The 17,910-nt window shown below is 65.6% G+C and carries 15 protein-coding genes and 1 tRNA gene; 5 read left to right on the top strand and 11 right to left on the bottom strand.

Features of this window, described 5'->3' with window-relative positions; translation table 11 throughout:
- Position 1: 1 nt before the first annotated feature.
- Positions 2 to 1,528: an LTA synthase family protein gene (locus DX905_RS06280; RefSeq protein WP_116090586.1), complete on the top strand. Its 1,527-nt coding sequence runs from the start codon at positions 2 to 4 to the stop codon at positions 1,526 to 1,528.
- On the opposite strand, the gene DX905_RS06275 is transcribed toward DX905_RS06280, so the two are convergent.
- The 8 genes from DX905_RS06275 to DX905_RS06240 form a co-directional block, all read right to left on the bottom strand.
- A complete protein-coding gene (locus DX905_RS06275) occupies positions 1,525 to 2,733 on the bottom strand; it encodes a capsular polysaccharide export protein, LipB/KpsS family (protein ID WP_116090585.1) in 1,209 nt (402 codons plus the stop codon). The two genes, DX905_RS06280 and DX905_RS06275, sit on opposite strands and share 4 nt — an antisense overlap.
- A complete protein-coding gene (locus DX905_RS06270) occupies positions 2,730 to 3,776 on the bottom strand; it encodes a phytanoyl-CoA dioxygenase family protein (RefSeq protein WP_116090584.1) in 1,047 nt (348 codons plus the stop codon). The genes DX905_RS06275 and DX905_RS06270 overlap by 4 nt, the downstream gene beginning before the upstream one ends.
- A gap of 25 nt (positions 3,777 to 3,801) precedes the next feature.
- Positions 3,802 to 3,877 (bottom strand) — tRNA-Ala (locus DX905_RS06265).
- A 148-nt stretch (positions 3,878 to 4,025) separates the two neighbouring features.
- Positions 4,026 to 5,276 (bottom strand): DUF445 domain-containing protein, encoded by a 1,251-nt coding sequence (locus DX905_RS06260; protein WP_240320743.1) that lies wholly within the window; start codon positions 5,274 to 5,276, stop codon positions 4,026 to 4,028.
- A 56-nt stretch (positions 5,277 to 5,332) separates the two neighbouring features.
- Complete coding sequence (locus tag DX905_RS06255; RefSeq protein ID WP_116090583.1) at positions 5,333 to 8,479, bottom strand: efflux RND transporter permease subunit; 3,147 nt, start codon at positions 8,477 to 8,479, stop codon at positions 5,333 to 5,335.
- A gap of 11 nt (positions 8,480 to 8,490) precedes the next feature.
- On the bottom strand, positions 8,491 to 9,657 hold the full coding sequence (locus DX905_RS06250) for an efflux RND transporter periplasmic adaptor subunit (RefSeq protein WP_116092374.1): 1,167 nt from the start codon (positions 9,655 to 9,657) through the stop codon (positions 8,491 to 8,493).
- A 94-nt stretch (positions 9,658 to 9,751) separates the two neighbouring features.
- Positions 9,752 to 10,669 (bottom strand): 50S ribosomal protein L11 methyltransferase, encoded by a 918-nt coding sequence (locus tag DX905_RS06245; protein WP_116090582.1) that lies wholly within the window; start codon positions 10,667 to 10,669, stop codon positions 9,752 to 9,754.
- On the bottom strand, positions 10,659 to 11,369 hold the full coding sequence (locus tag DX905_RS06240; RefSeq protein WP_116090581.1) for an SDR family NAD(P)-dependent oxidoreductase: 711 nt from the start codon (positions 11,367 to 11,369) through the stop codon (positions 10,659 to 10,661). Before DX905_RS06240 ends, DX905_RS06245 begins: the two co-directional genes overlap by 11 nt.
- Before the next feature lie 209 nt (positions 11,370 to 11,578).
- Between DX905_RS06240 and sdhC the strand changes: the two genes are divergently transcribed.
- From sdhC to sdhA, 3 genes are read left to right on the top strand one after another with little or no spacing between them, the layout of a single operon-like run.
- A complete protein-coding gene (sdhC, locus tag DX905_RS06235; RefSeq protein ID WP_116090580.1) occupies positions 11,579 to 11,998 on the top strand; it encodes a succinate dehydrogenase, cytochrome b556 subunit in 420 nt (139 codons plus the stop codon).
- Entirely contained in the window at positions 11,998 to 12,384 is a 387-nt protein-coding gene (gene sdhD, locus DX905_RS06230) for a succinate dehydrogenase, hydrophobic membrane anchor protein (protein WP_116090579.1), read from the top strand. Before sdhC ends, sdhD begins: the two co-directional genes overlap by 1 nt.
- Positions 12,384 to 14,171: a succinate dehydrogenase flavoprotein subunit gene (gene sdhA, locus DX905_RS06225; protein WP_116090578.1), complete on the top strand. Its 1,788-nt coding sequence runs from the start codon at positions 12,384 to 12,386 to the stop codon at positions 14,169 to 14,171. The genes sdhD and sdhA overlap by 1 nt, the downstream gene beginning before the upstream one ends.
- On the opposite strand, the gene DX905_RS06220 is transcribed toward sdhA, so the two are convergent.
- The gene (locus DX905_RS06220) at positions 14,146 to 15,531 is read right to left on the bottom strand and encodes a lipopolysaccharide biosynthesis protein (RefSeq protein ID WP_116090577.1); all 1,386 of its coding nucleotides are present in this window, start codon (positions 15,529 to 15,531) and stop codon (positions 14,146 to 14,148) included. The two genes, sdhA and DX905_RS06220, sit on opposite strands and share 26 nt — an antisense overlap.
- Positions 15,532 to 15,608: 77 nt before the next feature.
- On the opposite strand from DX905_RS06220, the gene DX905_RS06215 reads away from it, so the two are divergent.
- Positions 15,609 to 16,352, top strand: coding sequence for a phosphocholine cytidylyltransferase family protein (locus tag DX905_RS06215; RefSeq protein WP_116090576.1), 744 nt, complete (start codon positions 15,609 to 15,611; stop codon positions 16,350 to 16,352).
- On the opposite strand, the gene DX905_RS06210 is transcribed toward DX905_RS06215, so the two are convergent.
- Complete coding sequence (locus DX905_RS06210) at positions 16,338 to 16,778, bottom strand: HIT family protein (protein WP_116090575.1); 441 nt, start codon at positions 16,776 to 16,778, stop codon at positions 16,338 to 16,340. The genes DX905_RS06215 and DX905_RS06210 overlap by 15 nt on opposite strands.
- Entirely contained in the window at positions 16,775 to 17,881 is a 1,107-nt protein-coding gene (locus DX905_RS06205; RefSeq protein ID WP_116090574.1) for a CDP-alcohol phosphatidyltransferase family protein, read from the bottom strand. Before DX905_RS06205 ends, DX905_RS06210 begins: the two co-directional genes overlap by 4 nt.
- Positions 17,882 to 17,910 lie beyond the last annotated feature (29 nt).

Here is a 17,910-nt window from a genome sequence, read left to right as displayed (position 1 = left end):
CATGCTTCATCTTCTCGTGGGAATTGGGATTAGCCTGGCGGCATGGCTCGGGCTGCGACGGCTAGTTGGCGCGCCCTTGCTGGGCCGTCCCGAGCCCGGCCGCGTGGCGGTCCTTCTGATCGATGCTTTCCCGTTTGTCGCCGGATTCGCATTATTCCTGCTGCCGACGGGGCGTCCTGTCCTTGCAGGGCTGGCTGTGCTTTGCCTCGGCGCCGGCATGGGGGTCGCCGACCGGGTGAAACGCGCGGTCCTTGATGAGCCGGTGGTCTTCGCGGACCGCGCCGAGCTGATCGAAGTGGTGCGCCACCCGCGCCTGTACCTGGCATTCGTCGGCACGGCACGCATGGTGATGGCGGTGCTGGTCATCCTGCTCGCGATCGTCTGGATCATCGATCTCGAGCCGCCGCTCTGGCACATCGGTCTCCTCGAAGCGGGTCTGCTGGCGCTGGTGGCGATCGCGATCGGCCGCGCCCTTTTCGTGGTTCCGACAATGCCGGCGATTCTGAGGCCCATGCGGCGCTTCTACGACCGGCTCGTGATCAGCCGCGACCCGTCGATCGACGCCGCCCGGCTTGGTTTGCTCGCGGCCTGTATCGTACAGGCGACCCTTGCCCGCGCCGAACGGCCCGAACGGCAGCGCGCCGCGCAGGCAAGAAGCTGGCCGGCGCTGCCCGCCAACGGTCCGATCCTCATCGTCCAGGGCGAATCGTTCGTCGATGCGCGTCGCTTGGATTTGGCGCTGGCGGGGCATCTGCCGAATTTTGCCCAGCTTCAGCGCGAGGCCGTTAGCCACGGCAAGCTCGCCGTGCCCTGCTGGGGCGCAAATACGATCCGCTCGGAGCTCGCGGTGCTGACCGGCCTGAGTGCCGAGGAAGTTGGGCTAGACCGCTACAATCCTTATGAGCATTTCGCGCGCGTGCCATTGCCGTCGCTGGCGCATCAGGCACGCGCCGCCGGTTATCGCACGATCTGCGTCCATCCCTACGACGCCGGCTTCTATTATCGCGACAAGGTCATGCCCCTGCTCGGTTTCGACCAATTCATCGGCATCGAAGGTTTTGCCGGTGCCGCCCGCAACGGCCCTTATGTCAGCGATGTGGCGGTCGCGGAATGCGTCGCCCGGCACGTCCGCGAACATGGCCCGCGCGTACTGGTATTTGCCATTACCATGGAAAATCACGGTCCGTGGGACGAGGAGCACGACGCGCTGCCGCCGGCGGCATTGCCCGAAGCCTGGCGCGACCTGCCCGACGCTGCTGCGATCGGCCGTTGGCTGAAGCATCTCCAATCCACCGATGCGATGATCCCGATCCTGCGTGAGGCGATCACCGCTACCGGGGCGCCCGGCTGGCTGGTCTTCTACGGCGATCATCAGCCGAGCCTCGCCGGCGCATTCCAGGCGCCCGGCGCATCCGACCGCCGGTCGGACTATGCTATCTGGGGGTCCGATGCGGAACCGGGGGTGCGGAGCGATCTTGCAGCCGAGGACATGGCCGCGACCCTGATGAAGGCGATGGGGGTCCGCTAGCGCGAAATGGTGCCGAATGCCTTGGCGAGCCGCCCCTGCCATCGACGCAGGCGGATCAGCCAGGTCGTTCTGGGACGCCAGCCATCGGCGAAGCGCTGCAGCAGGACTTCCGGCGGGCAGGGCAATTCGGTGACCGGATCAAGGTAGCGCGGATAGAGGATCAACGTTCCCGCGACCAGTTGCTGCAGCGTCAACCGCCGTCCACGCCGAGGCACGGGTGGGGCAAGGTCACGCGTCAGCCCCCAGCCGGCGAAGAAAGGCTGGCCGTGCACGATCACCTCCAGCCCGCGCAGCAGTGCCTCGAAGCCGGTAAGCGAGGTCAGCACATGAACCGCATCGACCCGCGCCAGCAGCGACGGCATCGCCTCGCCCCGCACGATCTCGTCGGCATGTTCCAGCAATGCCGCGTCGGGGACGCGCCCCTGGCGATGACCTGCATCGACGTCCGGGTGGGGCTTGAACAGCAGGCAGGCGGCGGGTTCGGCGGCACGCGCACGCCGTAACAATTCGAGGTTGCTGGCGATGCCGGCGCCGCCGAGCCGCACCGACATATCATCCTCGACCTGGCCTGGCACCAAGACGGTGCGCCGCGTGCGCAGGGCGCTCTCGCGAGGCGCTTCGCTCGCATATTTGCTGATGCCGCGGGTTACGATCGTGTCGATCAGCGCCGCCGCGCGCGTGCACAATGCGTCGGTGAAGTCGGCTGTGGCGAATAGGGTCTCGAGATCGCTCGGCCGGGTGGGATCGTAATAGATACCGGTGCGGTCGACCACGATCGACAATGGGGGGTGGAGATCCGCACCAAGCCCGATCGATCGGATAAAGCCATCCTCTACCTGAACCAAACGGTCACCAGCTTGTTCGCCTAGCCCTGGGGGCATGCGCGACGGCCATACCGCGATCGCCTTGCCGTCGGGTGCTGCCGCCAATGCTGCCGCAGTGTCTTCCTCGAACCTCAGCGGCGGCCGATCGTCTGCCCAGAGAAATTGCGCGATCCGCGCCCGCTTCCACCAGGCCATGCCGCAGGCGACAACAATATCGCGGTTGGCATCGACGGTCCGCCGCCAGTGGGACACGACCGCCGCCGCCTCGTCCAACCCGGTCGGCGCACCTGTGAAGGGATCGCGAAAGCCGCCGTCGCGCGCCACCATATTGGCCATTGCCCACGGGAAGTGGGGCACGCTCAAGGAAAGCGGCGGGCTCATTCGTCCGTTGGGCGCTTACGGCCGACAGCGGCCCAGGGCTGACCAAGCCACTTGCTCAGCCGGTCGTGCAGCCGCCAGTTGAACGGCACGCGGCGTTCGGCCAGGCCGGGCAGCCCGGTCACGTCCAGCCCAGTCCATGGGAGGAACGGGTTGCGGCGGCCATAGGCCCACATCTCGACGCGCAGCGACGGCCGGGACGCTGGTCCGCGCGCGTGGAAGCCGCTGGTGTCGGCGACCACCAGTGTATTGGCCTTGACCGCGAATATCGTCGGCTTGGGCAGCCCAAGCGCGGCCAATTCCTCTTCGTCGATCCGCAGCGAGCCGCGGCCGGACAGGAAGTCGGGTCCGTCGCGTGCTTCCATGCTGCGCCGGCGCTCCCACTCCAGGCGGGCGGTGTCGCGACGGTGCGAGCCCGCGACATAGACGAGCGGACCCTCATCCTCGGCAACGTCGGTCAGGAACAGCCATGCCTTGACCGTCGGGTGGAAGGTGTCGGCGTGGAGCTTGGTCTGCGGGTCGGGCGGGGCGTCGTGGCGGTGGGTGAGGATCGACTGGATATAGACCAGCGGCTCGGTGTCGTAGCTACCGACATAGCGGATAAGCCCCTGCCAGCGCGGATTGCGCAGCAAGGCGCGGGCGGCGGGCAACGCGGCCAGGGCCGGGGGATCGAGCGCGATCCGGCGGGTGATGGTATCGCCCTGCACCATTTCACGTGCCGCGCCCTGATGGCCCAACACCTGCGCTTGCAGAGCCGCGAAAGCCGGCTCCGGAAGGAAACCGGATATCGATACGAAGCCGTCGCGGTGGAACGCTTCCCGCTCCGCCGGTTCGATAAGCTGCGCCATCCGTCGCCTGCGCAAGTTGGCCATGCGATAGGCAAGCGCGACCCGTTTGGCGTGGAGGCCGAGCGCGTTCAGACGGCGCGAGCCGATCAGCGGATTGTCGCGGAAGCTCTTTGCGCCGGTGGCGAGCTCGACGACCCACCATGGGGCAAGGAGATAACGCAGCGGGTTCACCGCAGTCCTATTCGGCAAGTGCGGCATATGCGCAAGGATGGGAAGAAAGTGCTGGTGGAGCTGAGGGGAATCGAACCCCTGACCTCTGCAGTGCGATTGCAGCGCTCTCCCATCTGAGCTACAGCCCCGGCACCAGCGGAGCGCGGCTTAGCGGCGCTTTTCGCGCGATGCAACGGCGGTCTCTTGCGGCATCCAAAGCTGGCAGGGCTGCCTACACGTTCCGACTTTCGAGGCTCATCCGGTGTATGCGGCCATGTCGCCGCCGGCCCGCGTTCATCATGCGAACGTCTCGACGATATGGATCGCGATGCCGACCAGCCCGCCGACCACGGTTCCATTGATGCGGATATATTGCAGATCGCGGCCGACCGCGTTTTCGAGCCGGTCGGTGACGGTGTGCGCATCCCAACTGCGAACCGTTTCGGACACGAGGGTTACGATCCCGTCGCCGTAAGAAGCGACCAAGGCGGCGGTCGCGCGGCGGGCGAAGCGGTTGACGGCGATGCGGACGCGCACATCCTCCTGCAGCGTTGTTCCCATCTGGCGCATCGCCTCGCCGAAGCGGCCGGCCGCGACCGACTCGGGATCGCGTGCCGCCCGCAGCATTGCCGCGCGCGCGCTTTGCCACATGCCATCGAGCCAGGCTCCGACGGCGGGATTGGCGAGGGCCGAATCGCGGAAGGCGGCGACCTTCGCCTGCAATTCGGGGTCATTTTGCAGCCGATCGGCGAGGTTCCCCAGCGCCTCTTCCGCTTTGAGCCTGAGCGGGTGGTCGCGATTCTCGGCCATATCCCCCAGCAGACGGAACAGTCCGTCGAGGATCTTGGTCGACAGCGTTTCGTCTAGCCCCGTCCAGCGCAGGATCGATCCCGCACGTTCGTGGATCATCTGGCGGAAGAGGTGCTCGTTGCTGTCGAGCGTGCGGCCGGCCCACAGGATCGCCGCGTTGATCATGGGGCGATGGCGATCCTCTGCCATCGCTGCTGCCATGAGCTGTCCCGCGAGCGGGGCGATCTCCAGCGCCTTGAGCCGTTGCGTCGCGGCACTTTTGAACAACTGCCCAAGCCGTTCGTCACCCAGGCTTTCGAGCAGGGTTTCGGCGAGCTTTCCCGCGCCGGCGCGCATGGCGCCCTCACGCGGTGGGGCAGCCAGCACGCGGCCGATTGCGCGCGCCACATCGAGCCGCGCCATGCGCCGCGCCACCACGCGCGGCACCAGAAAGTTGGAACGCAGGAAGGCGGCGAGACTGTCGCCGATGCGATCCTTGTTGCGCGGGATGATCGCGGTGTGGGGGATGGGCAGGCCGAGCGGGTGGCGGAAGAGCGCGGTCACCGCGAACCAGTCGGCGAGGCCGCCGACCATCGCCGCCTCCGCAAAGGCGCGGACATAACCCCAGAAAGGATGGAGATGGACCAGCGCACCGGCGGTAAAAAACAAGGCGGCCATCGCCACCAGCAATCCGGTTGCGACGATACGCATTCCACGCACGCCGCCCTGCGCCGGATGAAAGCGTTCGCGTAAGGTCATTGAGGATTCCGGGGTGGCGTCATGTCGCTTAGACAATCGCCGTCACCCCGGAAGGTTCACTCTGCGGGATGCGGAAGGCCCGGTGGCAGCGCACTTTCGCCGCCATTGGTGAGGGCGCCGCCGAGCTTGCGGCCGAGCCACTTCTCGACCCCGTCCGCCAGGCTGAAGCCCGCCGGTACGATCAGCAGGGTCAGCATGGTCGACATGATCAGCCCGCCAATCACGGTCACCGCCATCGGCTGGTTGAACGATCCGTCACCCCCGAGCGACAATGCGGTGGGCATCATGCCCGCGACCATCGCGACCGTCGTCATCACGATCGGCTGAGCACGCTTATGGCCGGCATCGAGGATCGACTCGAACGTCGGGCGGCCATGGCGCATCTCCTCGATCGCGAAATCGATCAGCAGGATCGAGTTCTTGGCGACGATCCCGAACAGCATCAGGATGCCGATCAGCACGGGCAGCGATGTCGGCATGCCGGCCAGGTGGAGTGCGATCGCACCACCGAGCGGCGCCAGCAGCAGCGAACCCATGTTGACGAGAGGCGGGATCGCCCGGCGATAGAGCAGGACGAGCACGGCAAACACCAGCAGCACGCCGGCGATGAGCGCGATCATGAAATTCGTGATCATCTCGGCCTGCCATTTGGCTTGGCCCGCCGCCGTGAAATGCACCGTCGGTGGCAGATTCTTCATCGCCGGCAGTTCCATGACCTTGGCGCGCTGCTCACCCGAGATCGCGCCCGGCGCAAGATCGGCGCTGATGACGACGCGACGCTCCTGGTTGAAGCGCTGGATTTCGGATGGGCCCGCGCCGAAGCCGATGTCGGCCACGACCTTGAGCGGGACCGTCGTGCCCATCCGCGTCTGCACCGGCAGATTCTGGATGGTCGAAAGGTCGCGGCGGCTGCCTTCGTTGAGCATCACGCGGATCGGGATCTGGCGATCGGACAGAGAGAATTTGGCGGCATTCTGGTCGATCTCGCCGAGCGTGGCGATGCGGATCGTCTGGCTGAGCGCGGACGTGGTGACGCCAAGGTCGGCCGCCAGGTCGAGGTGCGGCGTGATCGTGATTTCCGGCCGTGGCAGATCGCCCTCGACGCGTGGCGCCCGAAGGCCGGGAAGGGTCTTCATCTGCGCCGCCACGATGTTCGCCGAGCTGTTCAGTGCCGCGGGGTCGTCGCCGGCCAGCATGATCGAGATGTCACGATTGCTGCCGCCGCCGCCGCCCTGCGACTGGAAATTGATGCGGGCATCGGGAATGTTGGCCAGCATCGGCTGGAGCCTGCGTTCGAACTCGGTGCTCGTCACCTTGCGGTCGCGGTTGAGTGTCATCACGACTTCGGCCGAGCCGACGTCGATATATTCGACGGCGGTTGCCACTTCCGGCTGGGCGCGCAGGATCTTGGTCGCACGATCGGCGACCGCTTCGGTCTGCTCCAGCGTCGTCCCCGGCGCCATCGCGATTTCCAGGTGGGACGTATCGGCGTTGGCGGGCGGGATGAAGGTGAAGGACAGCGTCGCATAGCCGATGATCGTCATGATGAAGGCGATCAGGCCGATGCCCATCGTCCACCAACGGTGATCCAGCGTCCACGCAAAGTAACGCTTCAAGCCATGGGTATGCGCGGCCTGCGCCGAGCGCCCGGTGTCGAGCGTCCAGTGCAGCACCTGCATATAGCGGTCCATCAGCCAGCCTTCGCCATGCTTGGCCTCGCCATGCGCCTTGAGAAAATAGGCCGCGACCATCGGCGTGATGAGACGTGCGACGGCGAGACTCATCAGAACCGCGACGACAACGGTGAAGCCGAAATTCTTGAAATATTGGCCGGCAATGCCGGGCATAAGGCCGACAGGCAGGAATACCGCCACGATCGAGAAAGTGGTGCCGACCACCGCGAGTCCAATCTCGTCAGCCGCGTCGATCGAGGCCTGATAGGCGGTCTTACCCATGCGCATGTGGCGCACGATATTCTCGATCTCCACGATCGCGTCGTCGACCAGCACGCCCGAGACGAGGCTCAGCGCGAGCAGAGTCATGAAGTTGAAGGTGAATCCCATCAGGCTGAGGATCCAGAATGTCGGGATCGCCGATAAGGGAATGGCCAGCGCCGAGATGAGCGTCGCCCGCCGGTCGCGCAGGAAGATGAAGACGACGGCGACGGCCAATAGCGCGCCTTCGATCATCGCTTCCATCGCCGAATGATAGTTGCGGAGCGTGTAGACGACCGAGTTCGAGCGCTGGATGAAATGGACCTTGGGAAATTCCTTTTCGATCTTGGCCAGTTCCTTGACGGTCGCCTCGAACACTGAAACGTCGGAGGCGCCGCGCGATCGGATGACGCCGAAGCTGACGGTGGGCTTACCCTCCATCTTGGCGATGCTGCGGCGCTCGCCATAGCCGTCGCGCACGTCGGCGATATCGGACAGGTGGACCGAGCGACCGTTTCCGAGCTGGATCTGGGTCTGGCCCAGCGTGAAGGCATCCACGGCATTGCCGAGTACGCGCACCGACTGCTCCGCACCGGCGATCTCGGCGCGTCCGCCCGACGCATTCATGTTCATCGCGTAGAGCTGCTGATTGACCTGACTCGCGGTGACGCCCTGTCCCTGCATCTTGGCGGGATCGAGGATAACGCGAATCTCGCGATCTACCGCGCCATGCGTCTGCACCTGCTGCATGCCCGGGATCGCCAGCAGGCGCCGTGATACCGTATCCTGGACGAACCAGGAAAGCTCCTCCATCGTCATGTCGGTGGCTTGCACCGAGAAATTGGCGAGGCTGCCGCCATTGATGTTCACGCGCTGGACCTGCGGCTCGATAATGCCTTCGGGCAGGTTGCCGCGAATCTGGGAGATGGCGTCGCGAACGTCGGTCGTGGCGCGATCGACGGGCGTCTGGATGCTGAACTGAACGAAGGTGCCGGAGCTGCCTTCCGACACGGTCGAGTTGATCTCCTCGACGCCCTCGAGGTTCCGGACCGCCGCTTCGACCTTCTGCGTTACCTGCGTTTCGAGCTCCGTCGGCGCGGCGCCGGGCTGCGATATCTGCACGTAGACGCCCGGGAAAGTGATCTCCGGATCCTGGTTCAGCGGCATGCGCATGAATGACACCAGGCCCGCCAGCGTGAGCGCCGCGAACAAGACGATCGAGGGAACCGGGTTGCGGATCGACCAGGCGGAGATGTTGCGGAAGTTCATGGCTTGCTTCCTCAGCGAGGGCTCGGCTGCAGGCTAGGCTTTACCTTGTCGCCCTCGTTGAGGAAGGCGCCAGCCGATGCGACGACACGCTCCGATCCGGTAAGCCCGCTCAGGACGGAGACGCCGCGATCGTCGACGTCGCCGATCTTGACGTCGCGCCGCCGCACTTTGTTGTCCGGCCCCACCAGGTAGACGAAATTGCCCTTGGAATCGCTCAGCACGGCGCTTTCGGGCAGCAGCGGCACATCGCCCCGGCCGCCGCCAATCTCGGCGGCGGCGAAACCGCCCGGCCGCAGCGCAGGATTATAAGGAAGTTCGATCCGCACCGTTCCCTGGCGGCTGGCGGGATCGATTACTGGCGAAACCTGCCAGATCGTGCCGACAATCTTCAGCGTGGTGCCGACAGGCGTCACGGTTGCGGGCGCGCCGACACGGACCCGTGCCAGATCGCCTTCAGCAAGGCGCGCCTGCAATTCCATCTTGCCGTCCGCGGCAATGCGGAAAAGCGCGCCCGATCCACCGCCCACGATCTGCCCCGCCTCGATCGCGCGCGTGAGCACCAGTCCGCGCGTTGGCGACCGGATGTCGAGGCGGCCAATCAGCGCCTGCTGTTGTTTATATTGCGCCTGCGCGACCGCGACCCGGGCATTGGCGCCATCGAGCGCCGCCTGCTTCGTATCGACGTCCGCCTTGGACACGAACCCGCGTGAAACCAGCGCCTTGGCCCGATCCAGATTGGACTTGGCGAGCAAGGCGTCGGCGCGCGCCTGATTTATGGATGCCGCGAGCGAAGCCGCCTGCTGCACCTGAACGGAACGATCGACGGTCGCCAATACCTGGCCGGCGGCGACCCATGTGCCCGGCTCGACGAGCACGGCGCGGACGACGCCGCCCTCGCCAGCGACACCAACCGGCATATCGCGCCGAGCGCCGATATTGCCGACCGCAGGGATTTCCGCGGTGACCGAATGCCGACCCGGAACAATCACCGTTACGCTGGGCGAGGTGTCGGTGGCAGCGGCTGGCGGTGCCTTGTGCACCACTTTCCACGCAACGAAGGCGGCGACAACGGCGACCAGTACGGCGACGATGATCAATATCCGCTTCCGGCGGCTACGCGCCTCGTCCAGCGCGACATACTCGGCCGGATCGCCGCCAAAACTCGTTTCCATATTCATCTCGCCGTCCCATCCCTGACGCGGCAGCGCGCAATCCCCTTCGCGCCGGCGTCCGACTGTATTACCAATATACATCACCTCGCTCAAGCACTCTTTACGATGCCTGAACGAGCGTCAGGATTGACCAGTCCCCGCTGTCTATCCGCGCGGACGGCACCATTCCTCTTGATGTGTAGGCCGCTAGCACATCCTCCGACTGGCTTGCCAGCAGCCCCGCCAGGATGATCGTCCCATTTTGGTCCAGTGTGGCAATTAGGTCCGATGCGAGCGCAATAAGCGGACCGGCAAGAATGTTGGCGATGATCAAGTCGAACGGCGCGCGCGCCTGCAATGCCGGATCGTCGAGGCCGTCGGCGGCGATCAGCGCGATCGCGTCCACCGGAATGGCATTGATCGCCATATTTTCCGCGGTGACGTCGATCGAAACCGGATCGATGTCCGATGCGGTGATCTGCGCCTGCGGCCACAAGGCGCGCGCGGCGAAGGCAAGCAGACCGGATCCGGTCCCGACGTCGACGATCCGCCCGAAATTGCGGCCCGCCTTTGCCAATTCATCGAGCGCCTGCAGACAGCCGGCGGTGGTTTCATGATGGCCGGTGCCGAAGGCGCGGCCTGCTTCGATCCGAAACGCGACCGCACCGGCCGGAATCCGATCCGCATGGGCCGCGGTATGGACGTAAAAGCGGCCGGCCTGGATCGGCTCGAGAAAACCCTGGCTGATCGTGACCCAGTCGGCATCGTCGATTCGCTCGACGATCGGCGCAACCGCGGCGGCGCTTGGCACCAGCTGCCGAAGCGACTCGAGCAGATCCGCATCAGGCTCGGCGCCGAGATAGACGTCGAGCTGCCAATGTTCGGGCCGCGCCGGATCGGGCTCGCTCGTCATCAGCACCGGCGGCGGTTCGATGCCGAAATCGGGCTCGCTCGCGGTCAGCTTTTCGCTCTCGGCGCGGGTGCAGGGCAACGTGACCTTCCAGCTTTCCGCCGTCTGCGTCTGCCATTCAGCGGACATAGGAAGCTCCGTTGATGTCGATCACCGCCCCGGTCATCGATGGCGGCGCCTCGAGCGCGAGAAACCGCACCGTCGCAGCCACTTCCTCCGGCTGCGCGACCCGCCCGAGCGGGATATCGGCGAGCAGCGCCTCGCCGCCGCGGCTGGCGAGATACTCCTCGGCCATGCCGGTCATGGTGAAGCCGGGGCAGACCGCGAAGGCGAGAACATCGTCGCGGGCATAGCCGCGGGCAATGGTCTTGGTCATCGCGACCATGCCGGCCTTCGATGCGGCATAATGCCAGTGTGCCGGGCTGTCGCCGCGATAGGCGGCGCGACTGGCGACGTTCACGATCCGCCCGCCGCTCCCGCGCTGCTGGAAATGAAGAATGGCAAGCCGGCTTAGTTCGGCGGACGCGGTGAGGTTAATCCGCATGGTCCGCTCCCAGGCCGCAAGCCATTGGTCGTCGGCAAGCGCGAGCGGCGCGGCTTCGAAGATGCCGGCATTGTTGATCAGCACGTCGATCCGGTCGCCGAGCTGTTCGAGTGCCTCGGTCCACAGGAGAGAGGCCCCTCCGGCGCCATCGAGATCTGCGGCGATGCGCCCTGCACCGCCACCGGTCGAATGCCCGACGATCCGGACGTCATCTGGGTCGAACGCCGCCGCGATCGCTGCGCCGATGCCCCGGCTGGTGCCGGTCGCGAGAATGTTGATGGTCATGGCGCGCGCCTAAAGTGTGCGCGACCGAGATGGAAGCCGGCTTTGGGCGCGGGCAGCGTCATGCGCCGCGGGCTGGGGGCAATCGCTTCGCGCGACGCAACCGCAAGCCCCGGGATAAAACCCCCGAACGCCTATGCCGAGCGACGTTGCAACGCGGCATGTTTGGGCTAAAGGGCTGGGATCATTCTCTCCTGGGGAACTTAGCCCGAATGGCGCGCAATCCCGGGCGGCCGCTGTCGCCGCACCTTAGCATCTGGAAATGGGGCCCGCACATGCTGGTCTCGATCCTCCACCGCGCGACCGGCGTGGCCAATGCCATCGGAGGGGGCATTTTGCTGGTCTGGTGGCTGACCGCGCTGGCCGGCGGCCAGGCGAGCTATGCCAAGTTCGTCGATCTGATGACATCGGACCGCAGCGGCCTGCTCAATTTCATTCCTGCCTTTGTCCTTATCGGCCTGACCTGGACGTTCCTGCAGCATCTGTGTTCGGGCGTCCGCCACCTGCTGCTCGACGCCGGCGCGGGCTATGAGCTCAAGGTCAACAAGACCGGTGCCCTGGCAACGATGCTCGTCTCGTTCCTGCTCACCCTGCTCGTCTGGGGCAGCGTCTTTTATCTGGGAGCACGTTGATGGGTACGGGCACCAGCATCGGCCGCGTCCGCGGCCTGGGCGCCGCCAAGCATGGCTCGCACCATTGGTGGCACCAGCGGCTGACCGCCGGCAGCAATCTGCTGCTCGTCACGTGGCTAGTCGTGTCGCTGTTCCGCCTGCCTTTGTGGGACTATCGCGCCCTGACCTTGTGGCTGTCATCGCCGTGGGCGAGCGTGCCGCTGGTCCTGGCGGTTATCTCCGTCTTCTATCATCTTCGACTCGGCCTGCAGGTCGTGATCGAGGATTATCAGCATGATTTCAGCCGCGTCGTCGCGCTGGTGCTGCTCAATTTTTATGCGATTGGCGGCGCTACGCTTGCGATCTTCGCGATCCTGAAGGTCGCCTTCCAGGGAGCCGTTGCCTGATGCCTGCCGCCTATCAGATTATCGACCATGTCTATGACGCGGTCGTCGTCGGCGCCGGCGGTTCGGGCCTGCGTGCCACGATGGGCATCGCCGAAAAGGGCTTGAAGACCGCCTGCATCACGAAGGTCTTCCCGACCCGCAGCCATACGGTCGCCGCCCAGGGCGGCATCGCCGCGTCGCTCGGCAATATGGGGCCGGATCACTGGACCTGGCACATGTACGATACGGTCAAGGGCTCCGACTGGCTCGGCGATCAGGACGCGATCGAATATATGGTCCGCGAGGCGCCCGCCGCAGTTTACGAGCTGGAACATGCCGGCGTGCCGTTCAGCCGGACCGAAGCGGGCAAGATCTATCAGCGCCCCTTTGGCGGCATGATGCAGAATATGGGCGCGGGGCCGCCCGCGCAGCGCACCTGCGCCGCCGCCGACCGTACCGGTCATGCCATGCTCCACGCGCTCTATCAGCAGAGCCTGAAGTATGACGCCGATTTCTACATCGAATATTTCGCGCTCGACCTCATCATGGAAGGCGGCGAGTGCAAGGGCGTGATCGCCATGTGCATGGAAGACGGCACGATCCATCGCTTCCGCAGCCATGCGACGGTGCTTGCAACCGGCGGCTATGGCCGCTGCTATTTCTCGGCGACCTCGGCCCACACCTGCACCGGCGACGGCGGCGGCATGGTGTTGCGCGCCGGCCTGCCGATGCAGGATATGGAATTCGTCCAGTTCCACCCGACCGGTATCTACGGCGCGGGCGTGCTGATCACCGAAGGCGCGCGCGGCGAGGGCGGTTATCTCACCAATAGCGAGGGCGAGCGCTTCATGGAGCGTTACGCGCCGTCGGCGAAGGACCTCGCCTCGCGCGACGTCGTGTCACGCTCGATGGCGATGGAGATCCGCGAGGGCCGCGGTGTCGGCGCCAACAAGGACCATATCTACCTCCACCTCGATCATATTGATCCCAAGGTACTGGCGGAGCGGCTCCCGGGCATCACCGAAACCGGCAAGATCTTCGCCGGGGTCGATCTCACGCGCCAGCCGCTGCCGGTCACGCCGACGGTGCATTACAATATGGGCGGTATCCCCTGTAATTATCACGGCGAGGTCGTAACCTTGAAGGACGGCAATCCGGATACGGTCGTGCCCGGCCTGTTCGCGGTCGGGGAGGCGGCCTGCGTTTCGGTTCATGGCGCCAATCGGCTGGGCTCGAACAGCCTGATCGATCTGGTCGTGTTCGGGCGTGCGACCGGCCATCGCATTCCCGAGCTGGTCCAGCCCAATGCCAAGCATGGCAAAATCTCGGCCGAAGCCGATGACAAGGCGCTGGCCCGGCTCGACCATTATCGCAACGCCGCCGGCGGCTCACCCACTGCCGAGATCCGGCTGGAGATGCAGCGCACGATGCAGTCCGACTGCGCCGTCTTTCGCACGACCGAGACCTTGCGCGAGGGCATGGGCAGGATCGACGCGGTCAATGCCCGCATGCAGGACGTCGGCATCACGGATCGCTCGCTGATCTGGAATACCGACCTGATCGAGACGCTCGAACTCGACAATATGCTGCCGCAGGCGGTGGTGACGATGCATTCGGCCGCCAACCGCCATGAAAGCCGCGGCGCGCACATGCACGAGGATTATCCCGAGCGGCACGACGATGAGTGGATGAAGCACACGATCACGTGGTTCGATAAGGGCGCGGTCACGATCGATTACCGCCCGGTCCACGATTACACGCTGACCGACGAGATCGACTATATCAAGCCGAAGGCACGGGTGTACTGACGTCGTCCTTGCGGCGGTAGATTGCGCGCCAGGCGACGGCGCCGAACAGGACCAGGCTGAGCGAAGACGCCGCAAGCGTCGCGGCGGCGGCCCCGGTCACGCCGTAGGTCGGCAGGAAGGCCACCAGCAGCACAATCTGCAGGATTGTCGCGGCCAGCCGTAGGCGCAATGCGAGGCTGGCGCGACCGGTGGCCATCAAAGAGGGCTCGAAGCTGGTCCCGCCCAGGTCGAGCGCGGCGGCAGTGCCGAGCATCAGCAACAGCGGATAAGCGGCGACATAATGTTTGCCTGCCACCAGGCCGAGCGCGGGTTTGCCGATAAGCAGCAGCAGGATGATGATGACGGCCCCGCCAATCAGCGAGAAGCGTGTCGACTTCAGAAACAGTTTGCGCAGCTCCTGCGCCGTGCGCACGACATGGACGCGCGCGATTTCGGCGAACATCGATCGCGCCAGCATATCCGACAGCTTGGCGAGCGCACGGCCTAGTTGAAAGGCGAGGCGGTAGCCGCCGGCAGCGGCCGGTCCTGCCACCAGTCCGACCAGCAGCACGGAAATCTGGCCGCTGAACGCCCGCAAGGTCGCGCCGATATTGGTGACCAAGGCGAAGCGCCACAAGCCGGGATTGTCGCGGCCGACCTGGGTCATTCCGCGCCAAGGGGCCGGTTGGAGGCCGGCACGGGTGGCATTGAAGGCGGCGATCCAATGCGCGGTTGCGGTCAGCATCTCCGCTGCCGCCCACGCGATCAGGAAGCCGGTGACCGAGGCGTGGATCATGACCACCACCAGCGCGCCGAGCAGGCGTGTCACCGGCGTCACCGCATCGGCTGCCGCCGCGATCCCGAACCGGTCGTGCAGACGCAAAATGCCGACGGCGGTCGAGCGGAAGGACAGCAATACGGCAAAGCAGAACAATAGGGCATCGCGCGACAGACGCGCGTCCCAGCCGAGGCGGGGGCCGAGCAGCACGACCCCGATCGTCGCCAGGATGCAGCCCACTACCGCCGCGCCGGCGTCCAGTGCCAGGCAGAAGGTAAGCAGCCGTCCCAAGGCACCGCGGTCGCCCGCCTGGAGGTGGGCCATGCCGTACCGCACCACCACCTGCCAGGTGGAGAAGGTGACGATCGCACTGACCGCCTGGCCGGCGCCGAGAATCAGCACGAATTGCCCGAATGCGTCGGGGCCGAGCGTCCGTGTCGCCATGCCGAGGTAGATCAGGCTGAGGATCGCGCCGACCGCCTTGCCGCTCAGCAGCCATACCGCATTCTCCACCACGCGCCCGAGCGTGCCGCTACGCGCGGCCCCGCGGGCGCGGAGCCGCTCGAGCCAGGGGCGGTAGGTATTGCGGAACATCTTTCGCATGATCTGCGGCGCCCCTAGGCCTGCGCGGCGGCGGCGTCCATGTGGCCAGCGCGGTTCGCAACCGTTAAAGCGCCGCCATGATCATCAAGCGCGCCATCATTCTCGCCGCCGGCCAGGGCTCCCGCCTCGGCCCGATTACCGCCGATCAGCCCAAATGCCTGATCCCGTTCGCGGGCAAGACCCTGCTCGATTGGCAGATCGACGCGCTCGCCGCGGCCGGCGTCGCCGAGATCGTGGTGGCGACCGGCTTTCGCACCGAGAAGGTCGAAGCCCAGCTCGCGCTGCGCAGCGACGTGCGGGCACGCGCGGTGTTCAACCCCTTCTACCATGTCGCGGACAATCTCGGCACGTGCTGGATGATGCGCGGTGAGATGAATGAGGATTTCATCATCATCAACGGCGACACGATCGTGTCGGCCGAGATCGTGAAGCGTCTGCTTGCCGGAGCTACCGCGCCGATCACGGTGACGATCGACGAGAAGGACGATTACGACTCGGACGACATGAAGGTCCGACGCGAGGGCGGACGGCTGGCCGCGATCGGTAAGACGCTGACGGCTGAGGAGACCGACGCCGAATCGATCGGCATGCTCGCCTTCCAGGGCGAGGGGCCGAGATTGTTCAGCGACCAGATCGACGCCATGATGCGCACGGCGGCCGGCACCAAGAACTGGTATCTCAAGGCGATCGACGCGCTCGCGCCGACCGGCAAGGTTGGCACCGTCTCGATCAAGGGGCTGGAATGGCAGGAGGTCGATTTCCCGCCCGATCTCGAGGCCGCGGCCGCAATGACCGAACGGTGGGCCTCAACGTCCCCCTGACGGCCACCAGCCGCGCAGCCAGCCGATCAGTTTCGTCGCCTCGTCCGGGCTGAGCGAACGCGCCTCGCCCAGCGCCGGCACGCCGGGCCAACCCGCATCGGCCACCTCGATCCCACTGAAGCCACGCCCGCCTTCATAGCGCGGGATGACGTGAAAATGGACATGGGGATCGACCATCATCAGCATCAGATAATTGATCTTGGCCGGCGCCACGGCCTGCTTCAGTACGCCCTCCAGATGAGCGGTGACGGTCGCCAGCTCGGCGAAGGCTGGCGCCTTTAGATTCGGGAAAGCGGTCGCGTCCGACTTGGCGGCGAGGATCAGCGAGCCGAGCGTCGGCTGCGAGGGGCGCAGCAGCACCACCCAGTGCATGTATTCCGCGACCAGGCTCGCCGGATAGCCGAATTTCTGGATGGTCGCGTTCATGCCGGTTCATCCAGCCAGCTCGTGATCGGACGGCCGTGACGGTATGCCCATTCCGCCTGCGCCAGCCGCACGAAGTGGATCGCGCAGCTGATCACCGTCCACCACGCGACCGCGTTCAGGCCGACGTCCGGCCTGCCGAACAGGAGCGAGACAAACAGGATCACCATATTCGGATTGCGCCGGGCGGTGATCAGCCGGAATTGCGAATCGAACCGCTCCCAGATGTGGATGTGCATCTTGAAGCGGCGGATGAAGATGCCTTCGATCACGCGCTGGATGACGTAGCCGGCGACCATCACGCCCATCACGAACACGAAATCGTCGTGGCTCAGCGCCAATCCCCAGGCCGACAATCCCTCGCCCCACGCCCACCACCAGAATAAGGGATGGACCAGGTCGATGCCGTGATCGAAGATATTGCCCCAATAGCTCGACGTGATCGTGCAGCGGGCGAGCTTCCCGTCGACCGTGTCGAGCACCATGAAGACGAAGCCGACGGCCATGCCCAGCCAATAGTGGCCGAACCAGAAGGCGACTGCCGCCAGCACGCAGCCAAGCGCGCCGACCGTCGTCACCATGTTGGGGCTGATCCCGATCCGCGCGCACAGCCGGGTCAGCACCAGCGCGATTTCGGGCCACAGATATTTGGTGAGGATGTCGGTGACGCCCTTATAGGCGCCGTAATAGCTCTGCCGTTCGATGCCGGGCACCGCTGCCGGGGTCAGCCGCTCGAGGAACGGCTTCTCGCGCTTGCGCAGTGCCTGATTGTAGAAATCCGCATGGTCCTCCGACCGGATGACCGTGAGCGCCGGCAACTTGCCGCCAGCCATCGCGTCCGCAGCCTTTGCATCCGCAGTGAGCGCCATGGCCGGCACGCCGTCGACCGTCAGCACCGTCTCGGGATGTCCCAGCATGAAGCCGATCCACTGCGGGTCGAAAGCGAAGTCGCTGTTGATCAGCAAGGAAGGGCCATCGCCCTCGGGCGCGGCTAGCGCGAGACCCGCCTTGCCGGCGATCCGGGTGATTCGCTGATGCGGGGTCAGCCCCCACAGCCGCACGCGATTGTCGCCGATGATGCGGATGTGCGGAGTGGGTGCCGTCATGGGCGACGCAGCTATCCTGCCCGATCCCG

It is taken from the genome of Sphingomonas crusticola, from assembly GCF_003391115.1.
Taxonomy (GTDB): domain Bacteria; phylum Pseudomonadota; class Alphaproteobacteria; order Sphingomonadales; family Sphingomonadaceae; genus Sphingomonas_I; species Sphingomonas_I crusticola.
This window is presented reverse-complemented; position numbering and strand designations above follow the sequence as displayed.